General features: G+C 72.3%; 23 protein-coding genes. 5 read left to right on the forward strand and 18 right to left on the reverse strand.

Going from position 1 to position 19,912, the window contains the following annotated elements:
• Positions 1-8: 8 nt before the first annotated feature.
• On the reverse strand, positions 9-767 hold the full coding sequence (locus tag OG472_RS21465; RefSeq protein WP_351300049.1) for a phosphoglyceromutase: 759 nt from the start codon (positions 765-767) through the stop codon (positions 9-11).
• Between the two features lie 152 nt (positions 768-919).
• Between OG472_RS21465 and OG472_RS21470 the strand changes: the two genes are divergently transcribed.
• Positions 920-2,212, forward strand: a complete 1,293-nt coding sequence (locus OG472_RS21470; protein WP_401608024.1) for an MDR family MFS transporter — start codon at positions 920-922, stop codon at positions 2,210-2,212.
• A gap of 5 nt (positions 2,213-2,217) precedes the next feature.
• Here OG472_RS21470 and OG472_RS21475 read toward each other — a convergent pair whose 3' ends face one another.
• The 3 genes from OG472_RS21475 to mshA all read right to left on the reverse strand — a co-directional run bounded on the left by OG472_RS21475 (position 2,218) and on the right by mshA (position 5,027).
• Complete coding sequence (locus OG472_RS21475; RefSeq protein WP_405830820.1) at positions 2,218-3,054, reverse strand: DUF4396 domain-containing protein; 837 nt, start codon at positions 3,052-3,054, stop codon at positions 2,218-2,220.
• A 73-nt stretch (positions 3,055-3,127) separates the two neighbouring features.
• Positions 3,128-3,652 (reverse strand): YbjN domain-containing protein, encoded by a 525-nt coding sequence (locus OG472_RS21480; RefSeq protein ID WP_401608020.1) that lies wholly within the window; start codon positions 3,650-3,652, stop codon positions 3,128-3,130.
• Positions 3,645-5,027 carry a D-inositol-3-phosphate glycosyltransferase gene (gene mshA, locus OG472_RS21485; RefSeq protein ID WP_405830822.1) on the reverse strand — a complete coding sequence of 461 codons (1,383 nt, stop codon included), beginning with the start codon at positions 5,025-5,027 and terminating at the stop codon, positions 3,645-3,647. Before mshA ends, OG472_RS21480 begins: the two co-directional genes overlap by 8 nt.
• Positions 5,028-5,277: 250 nt before the next feature.
• On the opposite strand from mshA, the gene OG472_RS21490 reads away from it, so the two are divergent.
• From OG472_RS21490 to OG472_RS21500, 3 genes are all read left to right on the forward strand, one after another.
• Positions 5,278-6,111, forward strand: coding sequence for a class I SAM-dependent methyltransferase (locus OG472_RS21490; RefSeq protein WP_383569663.1), 834 nt, complete (start codon positions 5,278-5,280; stop codon positions 6,109-6,111).
• A gap of 208 nt (positions 6,112-6,319) precedes the next feature.
• The gene (locus tag OG472_RS21495) at positions 6,320-7,441 is read left to right on the forward strand and encodes an NlpC/P60 family protein (RefSeq protein WP_405830823.1); all 1,122 of its coding nucleotides are present in this window, start codon (positions 6,320-6,322) and stop codon (positions 7,439-7,441) included.
• 398 nt (positions 7,442-7,839) lie between these two features.
• The gene (locus OG472_RS21500) at positions 7,840-9,192 is read left to right on the forward strand and encodes a PP2C family protein-serine/threonine phosphatase (protein WP_383569656.1); all 1,353 of its coding nucleotides are present in this window, start codon (positions 7,840-7,842) and stop codon (positions 9,190-9,192) included.
• A 38-nt stretch (positions 9,193-9,230) separates the two neighbouring features.
• Here the strand turns inward: OG472_RS21500 and OG472_RS21505 are convergent, their stop codons facing one another.
• The 6 genes from OG472_RS21505 to OG472_RS21530 form a co-directional block, all read right to left on the reverse strand.
• Entirely contained in the window at positions 9,231-9,575 is a 345-nt protein-coding gene (locus tag OG472_RS21505; RefSeq protein WP_401608011.1) for a DUF2516 family protein, read from the reverse strand.
• Between the two features lie 141 nt (positions 9,576-9,716).
• Positions 9,717-10,268 carry a hypothetical protein gene (locus tag OG472_RS21510; RefSeq protein WP_401608008.1) on the reverse strand — a complete coding sequence of 184 codons (552 nt, stop codon included), beginning with the start codon at positions 10,266-10,268 and terminating at the stop codon, positions 9,717-9,719.
• Positions 10,269-10,291: 23 nt separating this feature from the next.
• Complete coding sequence (locus OG472_RS21515) at positions 10,292-10,693, reverse strand: helix-turn-helix domain-containing protein (protein WP_383569647.1); 402 nt, start codon at positions 10,691-10,693, stop codon at positions 10,292-10,294.
• Positions 10,694-10,796: 103 nt separating this feature from the next.
• Positions 10,797-11,558 carry a putative protein N(5)-glutamine methyltransferase gene (locus tag OG472_RS21520; RefSeq protein ID WP_405830825.1) on the reverse strand — a complete coding sequence of 254 codons (762 nt, stop codon included), beginning with the start codon at positions 11,556-11,558 and terminating at the stop codon, positions 10,797-10,799.
• An 88-nt stretch (positions 11,559-11,646) separates the two neighbouring features.
• Positions 11,647-12,891 (reverse strand): GNAT family N-acetyltransferase, encoded by a 1,245-nt coding sequence (locus OG472_RS21525; RefSeq protein WP_405941905.1) that lies wholly within the window; start codon positions 12,889-12,891, stop codon positions 11,647-11,649.
• Between the two features lie 46 nt (positions 12,892-12,937).
• Entirely contained in the window at positions 12,938-13,537 is a 600-nt protein-coding gene (locus OG472_RS21530; RefSeq protein ID WP_405830826.1) for an AmfC protein, read from the reverse strand.
• Between the two features lie 136 nt (positions 13,538-13,673).
• On the opposite strand from OG472_RS21530, the gene dtd reads away from it, so the two are divergent.
• Complete coding sequence (gene dtd, locus OG472_RS21535) at positions 13,674-14,099, forward strand: D-aminoacyl-tRNA deacylase (RefSeq protein ID WP_319724899.1); 426 nt, start codon at positions 13,674-13,676, stop codon at positions 14,097-14,099.
• 13 nt (positions 14,100-14,112) lie between these two features.
• On the opposite strand, the gene OG472_RS21540 is transcribed toward dtd, so the two are convergent.
• The 8 genes from OG472_RS21540 to OG472_RS21575 form a co-directional block, all read right to left on the reverse strand.
• Positions 14,113-15,081, reverse strand: a complete 969-nt coding sequence (locus OG472_RS21540) for a YgfZ/GcvT domain-containing protein (protein ID WP_401607997.1) — start codon at positions 15,079-15,081, stop codon at positions 14,113-14,115.
• Between the two features lie 21 nt (positions 15,082-15,102).
• On the reverse strand, positions 15,103-15,567 hold the full coding sequence (locus OG472_RS21545) for a Fur family transcriptional regulator (protein WP_383569632.1): 465 nt from the start codon (positions 15,565-15,567) through the stop codon (positions 15,103-15,105).
• A gap of 78 nt (positions 15,568-15,645) precedes the next feature.
• Positions 15,646-16,218: an FABP family protein gene (locus OG472_RS21550; protein WP_030659031.1), complete on the reverse strand. Its 573-nt coding sequence runs from the start codon at positions 16,216-16,218 to the stop codon at positions 15,646-15,648.
• Between the two features lie 292 nt (positions 16,219-16,510).
• Positions 16,511-17,488, reverse strand: coding sequence for a hypothetical protein (locus OG472_RS21555; protein ID WP_401607995.1), 978 nt, complete (start codon positions 17,486-17,488; stop codon positions 16,511-16,513).
• Entirely contained in the window at positions 17,485-18,324 is an 840-nt protein-coding gene (locus tag OG472_RS21560; protein ID WP_401607994.1) for a hypothetical protein, read from the reverse strand. Before OG472_RS21560 ends, OG472_RS21555 begins: the two co-directional genes overlap by 4 nt.
• Complete coding sequence (locus tag OG472_RS21565; protein WP_405830829.1) at positions 18,321-19,112, reverse strand: hypothetical protein; 792 nt, start codon at positions 19,110-19,112, stop codon at positions 18,321-18,323. The genes OG472_RS21560 and OG472_RS21565 overlap by 4 nt, the downstream gene beginning before the upstream one ends.
• Before the next feature lie 113 nt (positions 19,113-19,225).
• On the reverse strand, positions 19,226-19,489 hold the full coding sequence (locus tag OG472_RS21570; RefSeq protein ID WP_401607989.1) for a DUF3099 domain-containing protein: 264 nt from the start codon (positions 19,487-19,489) through the stop codon (positions 19,226-19,228).
• A 131-nt stretch (positions 19,490-19,620) separates the two neighbouring features.
• Positions 19,621-19,911, reverse strand: coding sequence for a DUF1416 domain-containing protein (locus OG472_RS21575; protein ID WP_030718391.1), 291 nt, complete (start codon positions 19,909-19,911; stop codon positions 19,621-19,623).
• Between the last annotated feature and the right edge of the window lies 1 nt (position 19,912).

Consider the following 19,912-nt stretch of genomic DNA (forward strand, 5'->3'; position numbering starts at 1 on the left):
CCTTGGGGCTACTTCTTGCCCTGGTTCTTGACGGCCTCGATGGCGGCCGCGGCCGCGTCCGGGTCGAGGTAGGTGCCGCCCGGCTTGAGGGGCTTGAAGTCGGCGTCCAGCTCGTAGACGAGCGGGATGCCGGTCGGGATGTTCAGGCCCGTGATGTCGGCGTCCGAGATGCCGTCGAGGTGCTTGACCAGACCGCGCAGGGAGTTGCCGTGCGCGGCGACCAGCACCGTGCGGCCGGCCAGCAGGTCCGGGACGATGCCGTCGTACCAGTACGGCAGCATGCGCTCGACGACGTCCTTGAGGCACTCGGTGCGCGGACGCAGCTCGTTCGGGATCGACGCGTAGCGCGGGTCCTCGGACTGCGAGAACTCCGTGCCGTCCTCGAGGACCGGCGGCGGGGTGTCGTACGAGCGGCGCCACAGCATGAACTGCTCCTCGCCGAACTCGGCGAGGGTCTGCGCCTTGTCCTTGCCCTGGAGCGCACCGTAGTGGCGCTCGTTCAGGCGCCAGGAGCGGTGCACCGGGATCCAGTGGCGGTCCGCGGCCTCGAGCGCGAGCTGCGCCGTGCGGATGGCGCGCTTCTGGAGGGACGTGTGCAGCACGTCGGGCAGCAGGCCGGCGTCCTTGAGCAGCTCACCGCCCCGGACCGCCTCCTTCTCGCCCTTCTCGGTGAGGTTGACGTCCACCCAGCCGGTGAACAGGTTCTTCGCGTTCCAGTCGCTCTCGCCGTGGCGGAGGAGGATCAGCTTGTACGGTGCGTCGGCCATGCGTACGAGCCTAATGGACGGGCGGGCGCGCTCGCGCGCGAGGCAGGGTCCTGCCGATTGACGCCGCACGTCAATCGGGTGGCGCCCGGGGGCCCGGCACTCGTAATGTGCACACTGCTCAAGTGACACTTACGTCTCCGGGGGGATTCCTTATGTCCGCTGCCAGTCTGAGACGGGCCGCCCGGGAGAGCGTCTCGGGTCTGCCCCGCGCCTTCTGGTGGCTCTGGACGAGCACGCTGGTCAACCGGCTCGGCGCCTTCGTCGCCACCTTCATGACCTTGTACCTGACGCTGGACCGGGGCTACTCGGCCTCCTTCGCGGGACTCGTGGTCGCCCTCCACGGGCTCGGCGGTGTCGTCTCCTCGCTCGTCGCGGGGGTGATGACCGACCGGCTGGGGCGGCGCCCCACACTGCTGGCGGCCCAGGCCTCGACCGCGTTCTCGGTGGCGCTGCTCGGCTTCATGGAGCACCCTGCGGCGATCGCCGCGGTGGCCATGCTCGTCGGCATGACCTCGAACGCCTCCCGGCCGGCGGTCGCGGCGATGATGGCGGACATCGTCCGCCCGGAGGACCGCGTACGGGCCTTCGCGCTCAACTACTGGGCCATCAACCTCGGCTTCGCCGTCAGCGCCACGGCGGCGGGGGTGATCGCGGAGTACAGCTACCTGGCCGGCTTCCTGGGCGAGGCGGCGCTGACGCTGGTCTGCGCGGTGCTGGTCTTCGTCAAGCTGCCCGAGTCGCGGCCGGACCGGCCCGCCCGGCCCGAGGGCGCGTCGGCCACCGCCGACGAGGAGCCCACGATCGGGCTCGGGAGCGTGCTGCGGGACGGGCGGTTCATGAGCGTGGTCGGGCTGTCGTTCCTGATCTCGCTGATCTTCACGCAGGGCTCGGTCGGCCTGCCGGTCGCGATGGGCGCCGCCGGGTTCTCCCCCGGGGACTACGGGCTGGTCGTCGCCGTGAACGGGCTGCTGATCGTGCTGCTGCAGATACCGGTCACGGCGTTCATCGAGCGCCGCGACCCGCAGAAGCTGCTGGTGATCTCGGCACTGCTGGCCGGGTACGGGTTCGCGCTGACGGCCTTCGCCGGGCCGGTGTGGGCGTACGCGCTGACGGTGTGCGTGTGGACGCTGGCGGAGATCGTGAACTCGCCGACCCAGATGGGCCTGGTCGTACGGCTCTCGCCGGTGCACGGGCGCGGCCGCTACCAGGGGGTCTACAACCTGTCCTGGGCGGTGGCCTCGCTGGTGGCGCCGCTGATGGCGGGCTTCGTGATCGACCGGTACGGGGCGGACTGGCTCTGGGGGGCCACCGGCGTCCTCGGCACGGTCGCGGCGGCCGGCTACTGGCTGCTGATGCGGGGTCTGTCCGAGGGCGACGCGGGTACGGGCACGACCGTGGCCGGTGGTGCTCCCGCACCGGCGGCCGAGCGGCTTCCCGCGGGCTGACCGCGTCAGGCCAGGTGCCCGAAGATCGCGGCCAGCAGGACCCCGGCCGCGAGGAGGAGGACCGTCAGCACCGCCATGGCCGTCTTCTGCTCCGCCGTCACCTCCGCCTCCGGCATGGCCATGCCGGAGGCACCCGCGTGGGCGGCGGCGGCCGGGAGCGGCTCGCCGCCCTCGCCCAGCGCCCGTACCGTCCCCATCCCGTGCTTGAGGTGGTTGGCGACCAGCCACACGTTGACCGGGTACGCGAAGGCCAGGCCGGCCAGCACCGCCAGCGAGAACGTCGCCCAGAAGCGCACGTCGCCGACGTCCCGCGCCCCCGGCACCTGGCTGCGCACGATCACGTTCACCGCGACCATGGCGCCCATCACGCAGTTCATCGAGAGCCACTCCGCGTACACCGTCGAGCGGACGGCCCGCACGTAGCTGCCGCCGAGCATGTCGCGCATGAACAGGGCCTGGAAGACCAGCAGCCCGAAACCGAAGCCCACCGCGTACTCGAAGAGGGCGTCGGCCCACGGCGGGAGGCCGAGCAGCGAGGCGACGACGGCCGCGACCATGATGCCGGTCGCGTCGCCGGCCACGCAGTGGATGGTCGAGCCGAGCGCCTGCTTCCACAGCGGCGCCACGAACCGCTCGTGGGTCCCCGGACGCGGCTCCTTGCAGGACAGCACGTAGAGCGCGGCGCCCACCGGGCCGATGTAGAGGGTCACCAGCACCCAGCCCCACTTCATCACCGTGAGCTCGGGGTTCCTGGTGAACGCGTCGTGGGCGACGTAGCCGGCGGACAGGAGGGCCAGGGCGAACCAGGTGCACATGAGTGCTTCGGCTGTGGTCCCGCTCATCCCGTCACGGTGCGGGCGTCCGGGCCCGGCCGGGCGGGCCGACACGCCGTCCCGCGCCGTTCGGTGCCGCGTGTCAGCCGATCGGAGTGCCGGGGCCGGCCGGTTCGCCCTGCGGGCGGGTCAGGTGCTTGAACGCGTCGAGGTTGAAGGTCGGCTCGCCGCGCGAGACCCGCCATTCGTACTCGCGGCGGATCGCGCTCGCGAAGCCCAGCTCCAGCAGGGTGTTGAAGGAGCCGTCGGCCGCCTCCAGGACCGTGCCGAGGAGGCGGTCCAGTTCGTCGGCGGTGACGACCGACAGCGGGAGCCTGGCCGTCAGGTAGATGTCGCCGAGGCGGTCCACCGCGTACGCCATCCCGAAGAGCTTGAGGTTGCGCTCCAGCAGCCAGCGGTGGACGCCCGCCTCGTTCTCGTCGGGGTGGCGGATCACGAAGGCGTTGACCGACAGCGAGTGGCGGCCGACCCGCAGCGAGCAGGTGGTGCTCAGCTTGCGGGTGCCGGGGAGCTGGACGACGTAGGAGCCCGGCGAGGGGCTCTCCCAGCTCAGCTCGGCGCCGTTGAGCGCGCTTTCGATGATCTCGGCGGTGTCAGCGTCAGCCATGGTGGGAGCGTACGCGACGGCGGTGATCATGCATGGCCGCCGTGTAGACGTCGGCCGTACCGCTCGCCGCGGTGTCCCAGCCGAAGAACTGCGCGTGCCGCGCCGCGTCGGCGCCCATCCGGTCCGCGAGGCCGGGATCGTCCACGAAGCGCCGCAGCTCGCGCGCGTAGTCCACCGGATCGTGCCCGGGTACGAGGATCCCCGTGACCCCGTCGTTGACGGCGACGGGCAGCCCGCCGACCTCGGCGGCGAGCACCGGCGTACCGGCGGCCTGGGCCTCTATCGCGACGAGCCCGAACGACTCGCTGTACGAGGGCATGACCAGCACGGACGCCGCCCGGAACCAGTCCGCGAGCCCGTCCTGCGCCACCGGCGGGTGGAAGTGCACGAGGTCGGCGATGCCGAGCTTCGCGGCGAGCTTCTGCAGGCCCTCCGGCTTGGCGAGGCCGCTGCCGCTGGGGCCGCCGACGACGGGGACGAAGAGACGGCGGCGCAGCGAGGGGTCCCGGTCGACCAGGACGGCGACGGAGCGCAGCAGGATGTCGGGGGCCTTCAGCGGCTGGATCCGCCCGGCGAAGAGCGGGATGACGGCGTCCTGCGGCAGACCGAGGCGGGCGCGGGCGGCGGCCCGGCCGTCGCCGACCGTGAAGCGGTCGAGGTTCACTCCGGGGTGGACGACGGCCACCTTGCCGGGGTCGGCCTCGTAGTGCCGGACGAGCTCGTCGGCCTCCTCGGCGGTGTTCGCGATGAGCCGGTCGGCGGCTGCCACGATCTGGGTCTCGCCTATGACGCGGGCGGCGGGTTCGGGGGTGTCGCCCTCGGCCAGCGCCGCGTTCTTGACCTTGGCCATGGTGTGCATGGCATGGACGAGGGGCACGCCCCAGCGTTCGGCGGCGAGCCAGCCCACGTGGCCGGAGAGCCAGTAGTGGGAGTGGACCAGGTCGTAGTAGCCGGGGCGGTGGCCGGCCCAGGCCTGCATCACGCCGTGGGTGAAGGCGCACAGCTGGGCCGGGAGCTCCTCCTTGGCGAGGCCTTCGTACGGGCCCGCGTCCACGTGCCGTACGAGGACTCCGGGGGCCAGCTCGACCACGGGCGGCAGCCCGCCGGTGGTGGCCCGGGTGAAGATCTCGACCTCGATGTTGATCGCGGCGAGCCGCTTGGCCAGCTCCACGATGTAGACGTTCATCCCGCCGGCGTCGCCGGTGCCGGGCTGGTGCAGCGGCGAGGTGTGCACGCTGAGCATGGCCACGCGGCGCGGCTTGCGGTGGTGGCCCACGGCCGGCAGCCGCAGGCGCGGCGGCTCGTGACGGGTGGCGCGGGCGGCGGCGAGACGGCTACTGAGGCTGCCGCCGAGGCGGGACACGTACTGGCTCAAGGGAGCAGTTCCTCTCGGCTCGGACGGTGCGCGCACAAAACGCTCGGACAACAGGGCGGACGGACGGCAGGGCGGACGGCGTGACTGGATGGCATGCCGACGAGGGCGCGGAAGGCGCCCTGCAAGGAGTGCAACCCGGATGGCGGCCCCCCGCATTCCGGGGTCTCCGGTTTTCCTTGCGGTTTCCCCGTCTTTCTCGCGGCACCGCCGGATTTTCATCCGGCGCGGGCACTCCGCTTACCCTCGGCTCATGGCCTCCCGCACCACCCCGCCCACCAGCCGCGCGCCCGGTCGCGCCCCTGGCCGCCCCGTGGGCTCGGTGACGCGCGGGACGACCAATCCGAACCGGTTGCGCCGGATGGACCGCTGGATCGCGGCCACGCACGGGCCCGCGCTGCGGCGCGCGGAGGCGCCGGTCGCGGTCGACCTCGGCTACGGGGCCGCGCCCTGGACCGCGGTCGAGCTGCTGGCGCGGCTGCGGGAGGCGGCGCCCCGGGTGCGGGTGGTCGGCATCGAGATCGAGCCGGCGCGGGTGGCGGGGGCGAAGCCGTACGAGCGGGAGGGGCTGAGCTTCCGGCACGGCGGCTTCGAGGTTCCGCTGGACGGCGGGGCGCGCCCGGCGCTGATCCGTGCGGCGAACGTGCTGCGCCAGTACGACGAGGAGCAGGTCGCGGAGGTGTGGGCGCGGCTGTGTGCGCGGCTGGCCCCGGGCGGGCTGCTGGTGGAGGGGACCTGCGACGAGATCGGGCGGCGGCACGTGTGGGTGGCGCTGGGCCCGGAGGGGCCGCGCACGGTGACGTTCGCGACCCGGCTGGGCTCCCTGGAGCGCCCCTCGGACCTGGCGGAGCGGCTGCCGAAGGCGCTGATCCACCGGAACGTGCCGGGCGAGCCGGTGCACGCGTTCCTGCGCGACTTCGACCGGGCGTGGGCGGCGGCGGCCCCGTACGCCTCGTACGGGGCGCGGCAGCGCTGGATCCGCACGGCGCGGGCGCTGGCCGTCGACTGGCCGCTGGCGGACGGGCCGGGGCGGTGGCGGCAGGGGGAACTGACGCTGCGCTGGGAGGCGTTGCGCCCGGTGGGGTGAATGCGGTGCGGTGGGGAACCGGGGGTGCGGGCGGGCCGTTGATCCATGAGGGGCGGGACACGACGTCCGTTGGGGCGGACAAGATCGGAAAGACATCCACAAGGGTGTCGGAATTCATCGACTCGTGGCACCATCCCGATGGCAGTGGGAAGTTACTGATGAATAGTCAGATCTGATACGAGGTCTGACCCGGGTGCCTGGGGGGACCATGGGGGCCGTAAGGCGACGACGTGGCGCAAGTTCGCTCGTGCTGCTGTGCGCGATGGCGATATTGACGGCGCCGGGTCTCGCGACGGGCACGGCGTACGCGGCACCGGCCGCGCCCGCCGCACCGGGTGCGCCCGCCACACCCGCCTCTCCCGGGAATCCCGGCGCTCCGCTGCCCGGGCCGGGCGGGAAGTCCCTCGAGCAGGTCCGCAAGGACATCGAGGAGCTCTACCGGCAGGCGGGCACCGCCACGGACGCCTACAACCTCGCCGAGGCCGAGACCAAGACCCAGTCCGAGAAGATCGTCGAGATCGCCAACCTGGTCGTCGCCGGCCAGGAGCGGATCACCACCCTCAAGAGCCGTGCGGGCGCGGCCGCCCGCGCCCAGTACCGCTCGGGCGGACTGCCGCCGGGCGCGCAGCTGGCGCTGAGCGACAGCCCGGGGCAGTTCCTCGACGGGGCGGGCCGGCTGCGGCAGGGCGAGAAGGCCACCTCGGACCTCCTCTCCGAACTGGGCCGGACCCAGAGCGACTTGCAGCGCTACGCCCAGGAGGCGAGCGACCGCTGGAAGACGCTGGAGGCCAACCGGGTCAAGCAGGAGGAATCTAAGAAGCAGATCGAGGAGAAGATCAAGGCGGCGGAGGAGCTGGAGAGCAAGCTGGAGGCCGAGGAGAAGGCCCGGCTGATCCAGCTGGAGCAGGAAGCCCAGTACAAGGCGCAGACGGCGTGGCTGTCGACGGGCGCGATGAAGGACGTCAACGGCAAGGCGACGGAGGCCGGCAAGCGGGCCGTGCAGTTCGCCACGGCGCAGATGGGCAAGCCGTACCGCTGGGGCGCCGTGGGCCCGGGCTCGTTCGACTGCTCCGGGCTGACCTCGCAGGCCTGGCTGGCGGCGGGCCGTGGCATCCCGCGCACCTCGCAGGAGCAGCTGCGGCTGCTCCCGAAGGTCGCGCTCAAGGACATGCGCCCCGGCGATCTGATCATCTACTTCGACGACGCGAGCCACGTCGGCATGTACGTCGGCGACGGCGCGATGGTCCACGCCCCGCGCCCCGGCCGCAACGTGACGATGGCGGGCGCGGGCTCGATGCCGATCAAGGCCGTGGTCCGCCCCGACGCGTAGCCCCTCGCGGGGAGCCGAACGGGTACTTCCTGGCCCGGGCCCCGGGCCCCCGGGCCGCCTGGGCCCAGGCCCCGAGGCCCGGGCGCGGGCGCCGCCGGCTGTGCCGGACGGGCTGGAAATGCAGCCTCGCCGGCGGTTGAGGCGTGGGAACCCGGACGGAGGCTGCGGGCAGCCGTCGGGCGGGGGAGGCAACCAACGGGGTGTGGCGCACGTCTCGGTAGGCGGGACGGATCGCGACCCCCGCCGTGACCTTTGTCATCCAGTGAGGACGTTTTTCCCCCGCGATAACGGCATATGCCGGAGGCCTCGGCGAAGAACGGCATTCCGCTCGCCGGGCCGGGACCGCTAGGGTCTGCCGGACGAGCGCACCCTCGGGGGGAGGGAAGGAACCGGAGACGATGTCCGTACCCGTACCGCGGCAGAGGGACACCCCGGCCCCGGAGGGCGGTCAGGCCGTTCTGCACACCGCCGCACCGACCGCCGCCACCGCAACCGCCACCGCCGTCGCGCAAGCGACTCCGCAGGCGACCCCTCACACGATCCCGCTGACCCTCCTGGTCATCGAGGACGACCCGGCCGGCGGCCTCACCGTCCCCGAGATCCTCGACGCCGACGGCCACCGCATCCGGCTCCGCACCGCCCGCAACCTCACCGAAGCCGAGCGACTGCTCACCCCCGACGTGCACTGCATCCTCCTCGACCTGTCCCTCCCGGACGCCAGCGCCCGCATGCCGGGAGCACCGGGAGCCGCCGGCACCGCCACGGCCACCGCCGTGGACCGGCTGGCGGCCCTGCGCCAGGTGCTGCGCATCGCGCCCCGGCACGCCGTCCTCGTCCTCACCGGAGAGGACGACGCCGAGCGCGCCGCCGAGGCCGTCCGCGTCGGCGCCCAGGACTTCCTCTTCCGGGACGAGCTGGACGGCCGGCTGCTGAGCCGCGCCATCCGCTACGCCGTGGAGAGAAAACGGGCCGACATCGCCCAGTACAAGCTTGCAGAATCGAAACTGCGCGCCCAGGAGAACGCCCGCCTCGAACGCGGCCTGCTCCCCACACCGCTCCTGGAGGGCTCCGACCTCCGCTTCGCCGCCCGCTACCGCCCCGGCCGCAGCCGGGCCCTCCTCGGCGGCGACTTCTACGACACCGTCCGCACCCCCGACGGCACCGTCCACGCCATGATCGGCGACGTCTGCGGCCACGGCCCCGACGAAGCCGCCCTCGGCGTCGAGCTCCGCATCGCCTGGCGCGCCCTGACGCTGGCCGGCCTGTGCGGTGACGACCTGCTGTCCACCCTCCAGGAGGTCCTGGAGGTGGAGCGCCCGAACGAGGAGATCTTCGCGACGCTGTGCACGGTCGACATCGCCCCGGACGGCCGCCGCGCGGGCCTGTGCCTGGCCGGCCATCCGGCCCCGCTGATCTCCCGGCCGGGCCGCCGCGCGCGACTGCTCCCGTACGAGAACAGCGGCCCGGCCCTCGGTCTGCTGCCCCGGGCCCGCTGGCCCCGCCGCCAGGTCGAGCTCGGCGGCAGCTGGAGCCTGATGCTCTACACCGACGGCCTCATCGAGGGCAGGATCGGCGAGGGCAAGGAGCGGCTGGGCCAGGACGGCATGGTGGAGATGATCAACCGCCACCTGGACCGCGGGCTGAGCGGTGAAGGCCTGCTGGAGGCCTCCGTCACCGAGGCCCGCCGCCTCAACGGCGGCGAGCTCACCGACGACGTGGCCGTGGTCCTGCTCTCCCGCGCCGAGGGCTGACCGCCGGGCGGGGAAAAGCCCGGCGGGCCGGGCCGGGGCTACCGCCCGCCGTTGTAGGGCCCGTACGGGCCGTCGCTGCTGCTGCCGCCGCGCCGGCCACCACGGCCGCCGCCCGACACCTGCTTGAGGGCGGGTCGTACGTCGACGAAGAACACGATGGTCGCGACGAGACCAGCGATCTGCAGGAAGAGCATCCCCAGGAACGCGTCCACCACGACGGTGATGCCGAGGATGACCAGCCAGAAGGTCTTGCTCTGCTTGTCGGCCGCCCGGTACGCGTCCTCGCGCGCCAGCAGCGCGAAGACGAAGGCCACGACGGCGAGCAGCAGCATGGCGTACCCGAACAGCGGGAGCACGCCCTGATCGAACCCGTCCATCAACATCGCTTCGACCGCCTTCTCATGCTCTGCTTCGCACTTCCGATGCCGCCCGACTCCACGCTACCGGCACGGGCGCCCTCACGAACGTCAACGGGCCGGGCCCCTGAAGGGTGCCCGGCCCGCCGTCGCTCATGCCGTTCCGGTTCAGCTCGCGTCGTCCGCGGTGACGGCGGCCTTCTTGGCGGAGGTCCTGCGCGCGGTGGACTTCTTCGCGACCGGCTTCTCCTCGCCGGCGGCCTCGGCCACGGGCTCCGGGTCGGCAGCCGGCTCGGCCGCCTCCGGCCCGGGCTCGACGGCCACGGCGATGTCGACGATCTCCTCGGAGAACTCGCCGCGCCAGGTCCGCACGGCCTGCTCGCCGTGCTCGGCGACCTTGTCGTACGTCTCCTTGGCGCGCACCGCGTACTCCGCGGCCACGCCCACGCCGCGCAGCGCCAGGTCCTGGGCGGTCTCCCCGAGCTTCTTCGGGTCGATCGCGCCGAACACCTCGGCGACCTTGGCGGTGAGCGCCTCCTGCACGGCCTTCGGGTCGGTGTTCTTCACGGCCTCGATGCGCGCGGGGGCCTCGGCGCGCAGCTGCTCGATCAGCTCGGGAACCTTCTTGGCCTGCTGCACGGCCAGGTCGGCCGTGCCTGCGGCGAAGTAGAGGGGGGTGGGGTCGGTGAGGGTCTTCTTCAGGTCATCGGCGATGGCCATGTGCTGGTCCTCCCGGATCAACTTCAGTTCGTCTTCGACGGCATCTCGTCGGCGGGTTCGGCGGGTGCGGCAGGCGCATCGAGCGCGTTCTCCTTGCGGAACGACTCGTAGATCTGGAGCAGCACCTGCTTCTGCCGCTCGTTGATGGTCGGGTCGGCGAGGATGACGGCTCGCGTCTCCACCTCGTCGGGGTCCCGCTCATCCAGGATCCCGGCCTGCACGTACAGCGTCTCCGCGGAGATCCGCAGCGCCTTGGCCAGCTGCTGCAGGATGTCCGCGCTCGGCTTGCGCAGCCCGCGCTCGATCTGGCTCAGGTACGGATTCGACACCCCCGCCGCCTCGGCCAGTTGCCGCAGCGAAAGCTGGGCCTGCCGACGCTGCTCACGGAGGTACTCGCCGAGGTTTCCGACGTTGAGCGATGCCATGCTTCGATCCTGCCGCACCTTGCTAACTTTTGCAAGCACACTGCTTGCAGAAGCTCCCACCACCGCGTGCTCGGTCGTGGGGGCCCAGCGCCGAGGCCCGGGGTCAGACCGTGCCGATCACCACCGTCGCGTACAGCTCCTCCGAGGTGACCGCCCGGACCGCGAGCCCCGCCGACGCCAGGGCCGAGGCCGTCGACGGGGACTGGCGGGCGCTCGTCTCGATCAGCAGGTGACCTCCCGGGGCCAGCCACGGCACGGCGCCCGCCGCGACCCGGCGGTGGACGTCGAGGCCGTCGGCCCCGCCGTCCAGCGAGACCAGCGGCTCGTGGTCCCGCGCCTCCGACGGCATCAGGCCGATCTCCTCCGTCGGCACGTACGGGGCGTTGACCACCAGCACGTCCACCCGGCCCTTCAGCGACTCCGGGAGCGCGGCGTACAGATCGCCCTCCCACACCCGGCCGCTGTACGGGGCCACGTTGCGCCGCGCGTACTCCAGCGCCCCCGGGTCGATGTCCGCCGCGTGCAGCTCCACACCGCCCGGCAGCTGGGCCGCCACCGCCGCGCCGAGGGCGCCGACCCCGCAGCACAGGTCGAGCACCACCGCACCGGGCCGAGCCAGCCCCACCGCCTCCTGCACCAGGAACTCGGTGCGCCGGCGCGGTACGAAGGCCCCCGCGCCGACCTCCATGCGCAGTCCGCAGAACTCCGCCCAGCCCACCACGTGTTCCAGCGGCTCGCCGCCCACCCGGCGGGCCAGCAGCTCCGCCAGGTGGCCGTCGTCCCGGGCGGCGCCGGTCAGCAGCTCCGCCTCCTCCTCAGCGAAGACGCAGCCGGCCGCGCGCAGGGACTCCACAAGTGACTTCAAAAACCTCAGTCCTCAGTTTTCGGTGCGGGAACACAGCTGCTCCCGGCAGACGCGGGCGACGGCGGCCGGCCGGCCGCCGGGGCACGGGTCAGAAGATGTCCGGGCACCACGGCCGGCGGGCCGTACGGAACACCGCGTCCGCCAGCGCGAGCGCCCCCGGCCGCTCCTCCGTCACCCGCCCGAGCGCGGCCAGCCGCACCGCGGACTCGTCGCCCAGGAACAGGGAGCCCAGCACGGACACGTCCAGCCGCAGGTCCGCCGCCTCCTCGGTCCGCTCGCACACACCGGCGCCCGCGTCCAGCCGGTAGCGGCCGGCCGCCGGTCCCGTCCCGTCGGCGACCTCCAGCACGAGCACCCCGGGCACCTCGTACGTCCGCGCGCCCAGCGCCCGTACGACGTCCAGCACCCGCACCCACAGGAAGTCCGCGGAGGTGACGATCCGGGCCGAGCGCGGGTCGGGCAGCAGCTGCGGGACGAGGTCGTCGGGGGCCCGGTAGCCCGTGCGGACCTTCAGCACCCAGTCGATCGAGCACAGGAACTGCCACAGCGCCCGCTCCACCTGCGGGGTGGCGGCCAGCAGGTCGCGGACCTGCACGGTGTTCTGGGGGACCTTCGCGTCCGTCCAGTGGTCATCGGCCTGGTACGCGACCAGCCCGGCCACCTCGCCCTCCGCCGTGCGGTACACCGCGAAGAACTTCTCCCGGTACGGGCGGTAGGACATCTCCTCCAGACCGGTCATCAGGTTCCACCAGCGCTCGTCCCGGCTCACCATGCCGGGCGTGCGCGCCCGCAGCCGCTCGTGCAGCTCCGGGCCGACCTGCCGCACCTCGGCCTCGTCCACCAGGTCGATCCGGCCGCCGTCCGCGGGCGCCGCCTGCCGCAGGTCCAGTCCGGTGCGCGATACGTCGATCTCCCACTCCGAGAGGGAGGTGGCGGGCCCGAACCCGTACCGCCCGTAGATGGGGTACTCGGCGGCGATCAGGGTCGCCAGCACGTCTCCGCGCGCCCGGGCCGCGGCGAACTCGGCGGCCATCATCCGGGTCAGCAGGCCCTGGCGGCGATGGGTGGGCAGCACGCCCACACTGGAGACCGCGGTGCACGGGACGGCCGCCCCGCCGGGCAGGGTCAGCTCCTGCGCGAAGGAGCGGAAGGCCGCCACACAACGGCCGGTGTCGGAGTCGAACGCGCCCTGCAAGCGGGCGAGGTCGCTGTACTTGGCCCAACGGGCCACGTCGGAGTCGGTCACCTTCGACGCGGTCAGGAAACCGGTGCTCACGGTGCGCAGCCAGTCGGGGAGTTCGGATTCGGCGATCGGCCGGACGTCAGCACTCATAGCGGCCCACGCTAATCGCCCGACCGGCGCCAGTCGCCTGAATTTCCTACGCCAGCAGGTCGTCCACCTGCGCCTCTCCCTCCCGGTAGCGCCGGGTGATCTCCGCACTGCAGTCGTCCACCGTCCGCTGGAGCTGCTGCCGGCGCCGCGAGACCTGCTGCTCGTACCGCACCAGCCGCCCCATTCCGTCGTGCAGTTCGCCGTCCGTGCGGGCGCCCAGATCCGAGAGCTCCACGTCGGCCAGCATCTCCGACGCCAGCAGCCGGTACTCCTCGCTGTGCGGGGTGCCGAGCGTGACGTGCCGGGCGGAGGCGCTGCGGCTGGAGGGGGCGTCGGCGAGGATCACCGAGAGCCGGTCCACCACCGGAGCCTCGGGGTCGTCCCGGCGGGCGAGCCCGGGGTCGCTGCGCCGGGCGAGCTCGGCGCGCAGGATGTCGATGCGGCCCTGGAGCAGTCTGCGCACATAGCTCAGATCGGCCTCGTCGCGCTGCGCGTCGCGGCGCAGCGCGCGCAGCTCCGGCAGCTCGAGCGCGGTGGTCGGGGTCGGCGTCCCCTGGGTCTCGGCCGTGCGCTGCGCGGGCGGTCGTACCGCGGCAGCTGCGATGGAAGCGGGTGATGCAGGTACGGAGGTACCAGAAGTATTCATACGAACGAGTCCGTCCCCTCGACCGGTGCGGCGCACCCGCACCGCCTGCGTGCATCGTGCCACTCTCCGTGGCCCCGACGCAGTCCCACTCCACCCGATCGGCCCCGGACGGGTGCACGGCTGGTACACAGGTGGTATGCGAGCTGTGGTGCAGAGGGTGGACGGCGCGAGCGTCGTCGTGGGCGGCGAGACCGTGGGCGAGATCGTCGGCGAGGGACTGTGCGTGCTGGTGGGGGTGACCCACGACGACACGCCGGAGAAGGCTGCGGTGCTGGCCCGCAAGTTGTGGTCGGTGCGGATCCTAGAGGCGGAGAAGTCCTGCAGCGACGTGAACGCGCCGCTGCTGGTGATCTCCCAGTTCACGCTCTACGGCGACGCCCGCAAGGGCCGCCGCCCCACGTGGAACGCGGCTGCGCCGGGCCCGGTGGCCGAGCCGCTGGTCGACGAGGTCGTGGCGCAGCTGCGCGCGCTGGGCGCGACGGTGGAGACGGGCCGGTTCGGCGCGGACATGCGGGTCTCGCTGACCAACCACGGCCCGTTCACCATCGTCATCGACGTCTGACCCCCGGGGGCCCTCAGGGGGCCACGACGACCTCTTGTGCGGCGGCCGTCTTCCCGGCCAGCAGCGGGGCGTCGACCGGCACGTTCCGCTTGACCAGCGCGAGCGCGATCGGGCCCAGCTCGTGGTGGCGGACGGCGGTGGTCACGAAGCCCAGCTGGCGGCCCTCCTCCCCGTCGGCGGCGAGCCGGACCGGGGTGCCGTGCGCCGGGAGCAGCACCTCCGAGCCGTCCAGGTGCAGGAAGACCAGGCGGCGCGGGGGCTTGCCCAGGTTGTGGACGCGGGCCACCGTCTCCTGCCCCCGGTAGCAGCCCTTCTGCAGGTGCACGGCGGTGCCGATCCAGCCCAGCTCGTGCGGGATGGTCCGGTGGTCGGTCTCCAGGCCGAGCCGCGGCCGGTGCGCCTCGACGCGCAGGGCCTCGTAGGCGAGGAGGCCCGCGGCCGGGCCGTGCGAGGCGGCGAAGGACTCCAGCTCGGCGCGGGGCAGGAAGACGTCACGGCCGTGCGCGGTCTCCCGTACGACGTGTTCCTTGGCGACCTCGGCGATGGAGCCGGCCGGCAGGTGCACGACCGCGAACTCCTCGGTGCGGTCGGCCACTTCGACGCGGTAGAAGAACTTCATGGACTCCAGGTAGGCGATCAGCTCGCCCTGGGTGCCCGGCTCCACGTGCGCCCACGTGGTCTCGCCGTCGTCGACGAGGTAGAGCGCGTGCTCGATGTGGCCGTTCGCGGAGAGGATCAGCGCCTCGGTGGCCTGCCCGGCCTGCAGCCCGGTCACGTGCTGGGTGAGCAGCAGGTGCAGCCAGCTCAGCCGGTCCGGCCCGGTGACGGTGACGACGCCGCGGTGCGAGAGGTCGACGAAGCCGCGTCCGTCCGCGAGGGCGCGCTGTTCGCCGTACAGCTCGCCGTAGTGGGCTGCGACGCCCTCGTCGCGGCCTTCGGCCTGCACGGCGCCGGGGAGATGGAGCAAGGGGCTGCTGGTCATGGGACCAAGCGTACGACCCGGCTACGCCTGGGCGGCACGCTGTCGGGCCGCGCACTTCTTGCACAGGCCGAAGATCGCGAAGTGCTTCATGTCGGTCTCGAAACCGAAGGTGGTCCGGAGCTTCGCCGTGAACTCGGCGGCGATGTCCACGTCCGCCTCGATCACGTCGCCGCAGTCGCGGCAGACCAGGTGGATGTGGTGGTGCCGGTCGGCGAGGTGGTAGGTGGGGGCCCCGTGCCCGAGGTGGGCGTGCGAGACCAGCTTGAGCTCCTCCAGGAGCTCCAGGGTCCGGTAGACCGTGGAGATGTTGACCCCGGAGGCGGTCTTGCGCACCTCCACCAGGATCTCGTCCGGAGTCGCGTGCTCCAGGGCGTCGACCGCTTCCAGCACGAGCTGGCGCTGCGGTGTCAGCCGGTATCCGCGCTGCCGCAGGTCGCTCTTCCAGTCAAGGGCTGGGGTTCCATCGGTGCTCTCGGTGCTCACCACCCCGCCAGTGTATGTGTGCGAAGGGGACCGCGGGCGAGCCCGCGGTCCCCTTTCGTGCACAGCCTGTGGACGCTGCGCTCAGCGGAAGAAGGCGATGCCGTCGTCCGGCATGTCCGGGAGGTTGCGCGCCATCTCGGCGACCTCCTCGGGCGTGACGACCTTCTTCAGCTGCGCCGACATGTACGGACGCAGCTCGACGTCGGGGGTGGCCTTCTCGCCGACCCACATGAGGTCGCTCTTCACGTAGCCGTAGAGCCGCTTGCCGCCGCTGTACGGGCCGGAGGCCGCGGTGCGGGCGACGGCGTCGGTGACCAGGTCGATCTGCGGCTTCTGGTCGGCGAGCTCGCCGTACCAGACCTCGACGACGCCCTGGTCGCGGACCATGACGATCTCGACCTTGCGGTCCTTGTCGATGCGCCAGTAGCCGGACTCGGACTCCAGCGGCCGCACCTTGTTGCCCTCGGCGTCGAGGACCCAGGTGTGGGAGGTGTACTCCAGGAAGTCCCGGCCGTCGTGGCTGAAGACGACCTCCTGGCCGAAGTTGCACTTCTCCTCACCGGGGAAGTCGAAGACTCCCGCACCCTCCCAGTTGCCGAGGAGGAAGGCGAGGGGGACGAGGCCCGGGTTCAGGTCGGACGGGATCTGGATCATGAATGGCTGCTCAGGCGATCTGTGGGAGGGGTTCCGGGGCGGTCTGCCGGGCCGACGCTCAGCGCTGACCCTGGTACAGCTTCTTGACGGCCAGGCCGGTGAAGGCCATGACGCCGACGCAGACCAGGACCAGCAGGGAGGTGAAGACTGCCTCAAGCACGGGGTGCTCCTCGGAATTGTTTCGGGGCTGTACGGGGCCGGTCCCCAAGCCTACTGGCCCGGGGACCGGCACACGGTGTGAGGTGGGCCGTACCGGTCACCGCCGGCGGTGACCGGTGAGTCGGCCCGGAGATCAGCTCAGCAGCTGGCTCTGCAGGATCACCGTCTGGTGGAAGGGGACGGGGGCCACCTCGCCCTTGCGGGTCTGGATGACCATGCCCAGGACATCACCCGACTGGAGGCACCCGACCTTGGTCTGCTCGTCCCCGAGGACGGGCTTCACCTCCTGGTACACGCTGACCTCGCTCTGGCCGGCCATGCCCGAACCCGGGAAGCGCAAGGGGACGATGGCGCTCTGCGTGGTCTTGACCCCGGTCCAGACGTCGTCCAGCTCCAGGGCCGAGACGCCGTTCAGCCGTGCGTTGGTGTCACAGCCCTTGAAGGCGTCCACGAAACCCGACGCGTGGAAGCGCAACAGGTAGACGTGCGTACGGGTGCCGTCCGGCATCGTCCAGCCCCGGCCGGTGATCTGGCGCAGCCCGTCCCATTCGAGGGACTGCTTCAGCTTCTCGCGCGCGTCGGGCGCGTACTCCTCCAGGAAGGCGTCGGCCGACACCGCCCCGTCCTTGTCCGCCTTGACCGCGTCGTCGGCCTTGGCGCCCTCGGGAGCGGGCAGGAGCAGGCCGGTGAGCTGCGCGTAGTGCGTCTCGTCCTTGTTGTCCGGGCCCTGGGCCAGGGGGGCGCCCGCGGGCAGCGCCGGCTGCGACAGCGCCGGGAACGTCCAGCGGCCGTCGTCCGCCGTGGAGAGGCCCGGGATGCCGGTGCGCTCGGGCTGGGTGATCCCGTACGCGACCCCCGCGCCGACGACGGCGAAGACGGCGACGGCGGCGGTCCAGCGCAGCGCGGCGAACAGGCGCCGCCGGTCCTTGGGCGCGATCGGCGCGGCCTCCGGGACGGGGGCGTCCGAGACCGCGGCGGCCGCCGCCTCGGGACTCTCCGGCGTCTGCGGGGCCGGCCCGGCAGTGGGCCCGGGCACGAGCCCGTCCTCGGACCCGGCCTCGGGCCCGGGCTCACGGCCGGGCTCGGTGCCGGTGGTGGTCTGCTCGCTCACACGGACTCCCCGGGGGACTTGAGGTGGTTCAGCTGCTCCTTGAAGAGGGCTGTGACATCACTCGCCGAGAAGCCCGGGGACCACCCGTAGGCCCGGTAGGTCACCAGCACGTCTCCCTCGAGGGCCACGCATTCGAGGGTGGCGATCTCCTGCTTCTTGCCGTCGACGACGGAGCCGCGCGCGCACTTGGCGTCGGGGAAACCGTCCACCTTGGGCGCCTGACCGTCGGCCCCGGTGAGTTCGAGGATCTTCTTGGCGAACTCGGCGAACTTCCCCAGTTCCTTGGGGTCCGCCTGCATGAGCCGGATCTCGGAGACCATCGCTCCGCCGCCGTTCCCCCGGGCATAGCTGCGCCCGGCCAGGCCCTTGAGCTTCAGGTCCGCCAGATCCTTGTCCCGAGCCTCGCGGTCACCGGTGGACAGTCCCGAGTGGTCGTCCTTGAAGGCCTGCACCGCCCGCTCGCCCGAGACGAAGTAGTCGTTGCCCTCGGCGTCGATGTCGGGGCCGGGCCAGTAGCCCGTGGCCAGCGGCAGCAGCTTGGCCTTGAGCTCGGCCCCCGGCACGGGCGGGACCGGGGCGGGCGAGCCGGTGGGCGCGCTCTCCGGCATCCAGTACCGCGTCGGCGCGGTCCGCTCGGCATCGTCGAGCACGGCGGAGCACCACAGGCCCCCGCCCACGAGGACGACGACGCCCACGGCCGCCGCCACCAGCCTGACCGCCCCGGTCTTCAGCCTGCGCGTGGGCCCGGTGGCGTCCTGGGCGGCCTCGGCGGCGTCCGCGACTACGTCCGGCACGGCGTCCGCGACGGCTCCGGTCTCGTTCTCCCGCTCGCTCACAGCCGCTCCATCTGCCGCTTGGCCAGGTCGGCCACGACCTTCTCGTCGACCTCGCCGCGGTTGTTCACGTAGGCGATGTGCATGACGATGTCGCCGCGGCGGACCACCGCGGTGCCCCGCCGGACCGGGAGGTAACCGGGCTTCTCACTCGCCTCGGAATTGATCCACAGGTGGCCGAAGTCCGCGGGAACACCCGGAACCTCGACTCCCGCGTTGCCCGCGTGCTTCGTGGTCGGCATGTAACCCTGCACCCCCGACTGGAACCTCTCGGCCCCATCCCGGTTCTGGAACTGGAGCAGCCGGATCTCGACGAAGTTCGTGTGGTCCTCGGACCACCGCACGGTGGCGATCCTGCGGACGTTTTGCCGGATGACGGAGCCGATCCCCGCGGGAGGGTTCGCGTAGAAGTCCGCGGCGAACGCGTCCGTGGACTGGGCGCCCGAGAAGGCGACCGTCGCGCCCGCGGGGGCCTCCAGCAGCTTCGCGACGAGGTCCTCGTCCGCCTTGTGCCAGCGGTTGGCGTTGATCGAGCGCGTGCTCGTCGCGTCGTTCACCGCCAGCGGCTTCGGGGCGGCGATGTTCTGCTGGGCCAGGGGCGGCAGCGGGGTGGGCTCGCGGTGGTACTGGACCGCGTAGCCGGTGATCGTCCCGGCGAGGACGCCGAGCACGGCCGCGCCCGCGATCAGGAGGGTGGTGCGACCCGTCCGGCGGCGCGGGGGAGAAGTGTCCGGCTCCGGTGCACTCTCCTCCCCTTTTGGCTGCTCAGGGATGGTCTGTTCGTGTTCCAAAGGAGTCCCCCACAAAACCGGCGGCGCAGGCTGGACACCCGCGCGTACCCCTTGACGCGCACCGGAGGGGAGCAGTTGTACGAACGTAGATCACGTTCTCGTCTCGTGAGGTTTCACTCCTCGTGGCGCCGCTTTCCGTCCAGCTCGTCCCACCACTCGTCGGACTTCGGATCGCCCGAGGGGTCGTCCCACCAGCGGTCGTCCGGGCCGCGCCGGTTGGCGACCATCGCGGCCACCGGCGGGATGACCATGGCGACCACGCACAGCGCCACCGCTGCCTCGACGGACAGCAGGCGCACGAAGGTCCAGGCGGAGACGAAGAGGACCAGGCATCCGCCCATGAGCAGGAAATAGGCGCGCCGACGCCGCGCGTACATGCCTCCAGCGTAGAGCGGCCGCCCGCGAACACAAGGCGGACGGCACGAAGGGCCGCACCCCGTCCAGTGGCGTCCAACCCCCTGGGGTGCGGCCCTCCGGCCGATCTATCGAGCGATCACACGCGCGGTGCTCAGACCGCGATCGCCACGTCCGTCACGCCGCCGGCCTCGGCGACCACGACGGCACGGTCCGCCTGGGCACCGGGGACGAGCGCCCGCAGCGTCCAGGTGCCGGGAGCGGCGTAGAAGCGGAACTGGCCGGTCGCCGAGGTCGGGACCTCGGCGGTGAACTCGCCACCGCCGTCCAGCAGCCGCACGTAACCGCTGATGGGCTCGCCGCCCTTGGTCACCTGGCCCTGGATCGCGGTCTCACCGGGCTTGAGCGTCGCGAGGTCGGGCCCGCCGATCTGTGCTCCACACATG

Source organism: Streptomyces sp. NBC_00207 (assembly GCF_045160965.1).
In the GTDB taxonomy this organism is placed as follows: Bacteria; Actinomycetota; Actinomycetes; order Streptomycetales; family Streptomycetaceae; genus Streptomyces.

What these genes read in the sequence shown, in the direction of transcription:
- OG472_RS21465 (WP_351300049.1), bottom strand. Translation starts at nt 767, where the DNA reads ATGGCCGACGCACCGTACAAGCTGATCCTCCTCCGCCACGGCGAGAGC.
- OG472_RS21470 (WP_401608024.1), top strand. Translation starts at nt 920, where the DNA reads ATGTCCGCTGCCAGTCTGAGACGGGCCGCCCGGGAGAGCGTCTCGGGT.
- OG472_RS21475 (WP_405830820.1), bottom strand. Translation starts at nt 3,054, where the DNA reads ATGAGCGGGACCACAGCCGAAGCACTCATGTGCACCTGGTTCGCCCTG.
- OG472_RS21480 (WP_401608020.1), bottom strand. Translation starts at nt 3,652, where the DNA reads ATGGCTGACGCTGACACCGCCGAGATCATCGAAAGCGCGCTCAACGGC.
- OG472_RS21490 (WP_383569663.1), top strand. Translation starts at nt 5,278, where the DNA reads ATGGCCTCCCGCACCACCCCGCCCACCAGCCGCGCGCCCGGTCGCGCC.
- OG472_RS21495 (WP_405830823.1), top strand. Translation starts at nt 6,320, where the DNA reads ATGGGGGCCGTAAGGCGACGACGTGGCGCAAGTTCGCTCGTGCTGCTG.
- OG472_RS21500 (WP_383569656.1), top strand. Translation starts at nt 7,840, where the DNA reads ATGTCCGTACCCGTACCGCGGCAGAGGGACACCCCGGCCCCGGAGGGC.
- OG472_RS21505 (WP_401608011.1), bottom strand. Translation starts at nt 9,575, where the DNA reads ATGTTGATGGACGGGTTCGATCAGGGCGTGCTCCCGCTGTTCGGGTAC.
- OG472_RS21510 (WP_401608008.1), bottom strand. Translation starts at nt 10,268, where the DNA reads ATGGCCATCGCCGATGACCTGAAGAAGACCCTCACCGACCCCACCCCC.
- OG472_RS21515 (WP_383569647.1), bottom strand. Translation starts at nt 10,693, where the DNA reads ATGGCATCGCTCAACGTCGGAAACCTCGGCGAGTACCTCCGTGAGCAG.
- OG472_RS21525 (WP_405941905.1), bottom strand. Translation starts at nt 12,891, where the DNA reads ATGAGTGCTGACGTCCGGCCGATCGCCGAATCCGAACTCCCCGACTGG.
- OG472_RS21530 (WP_405830826.1), bottom strand. Translation starts at nt 13,537, where the DNA reads ATGAATACTTCTGGTACCTCCGTACCTGCATCACCCGCTTCCATCGCA.
- dtd (WP_319724899.1), top strand. Translation starts at nt 13,674, where the DNA reads ATGCGAGCTGTGGTGCAGAGGGTGGACGGCGCGAGCGTCGTCGTGGGC.
- OG472_RS21540 (WP_401607997.1), bottom strand. Translation starts at nt 15,081, where the DNA reads ATGACCAGCAGCCCCTTGCTCCATCTCCCCGGCGCCGTGCAGGCCGAA.
- OG472_RS21550 (WP_030659031.1), bottom strand. Translation starts at nt 16,218, where the DNA reads ATGATCCAGATCCCGTCCGACCTGAACCCGGGCCTCGTCCCCCTCGCC.
- OG472_RS21570 (WP_401607989.1), bottom strand. Translation starts at nt 19,489, where the DNA reads ATGTACGCGCGGCGTCGGCGCGCCTATTTCCTGCTCATGGGCGGATGC.
- OG472_RS21575 (WP_030718391.1), bottom strand. Translation starts at nt 19,911, where the DNA reads ATGTGTGGAGCACAGATCGGCGGGCCCGACCTCGCGACGCTCAAGCCC.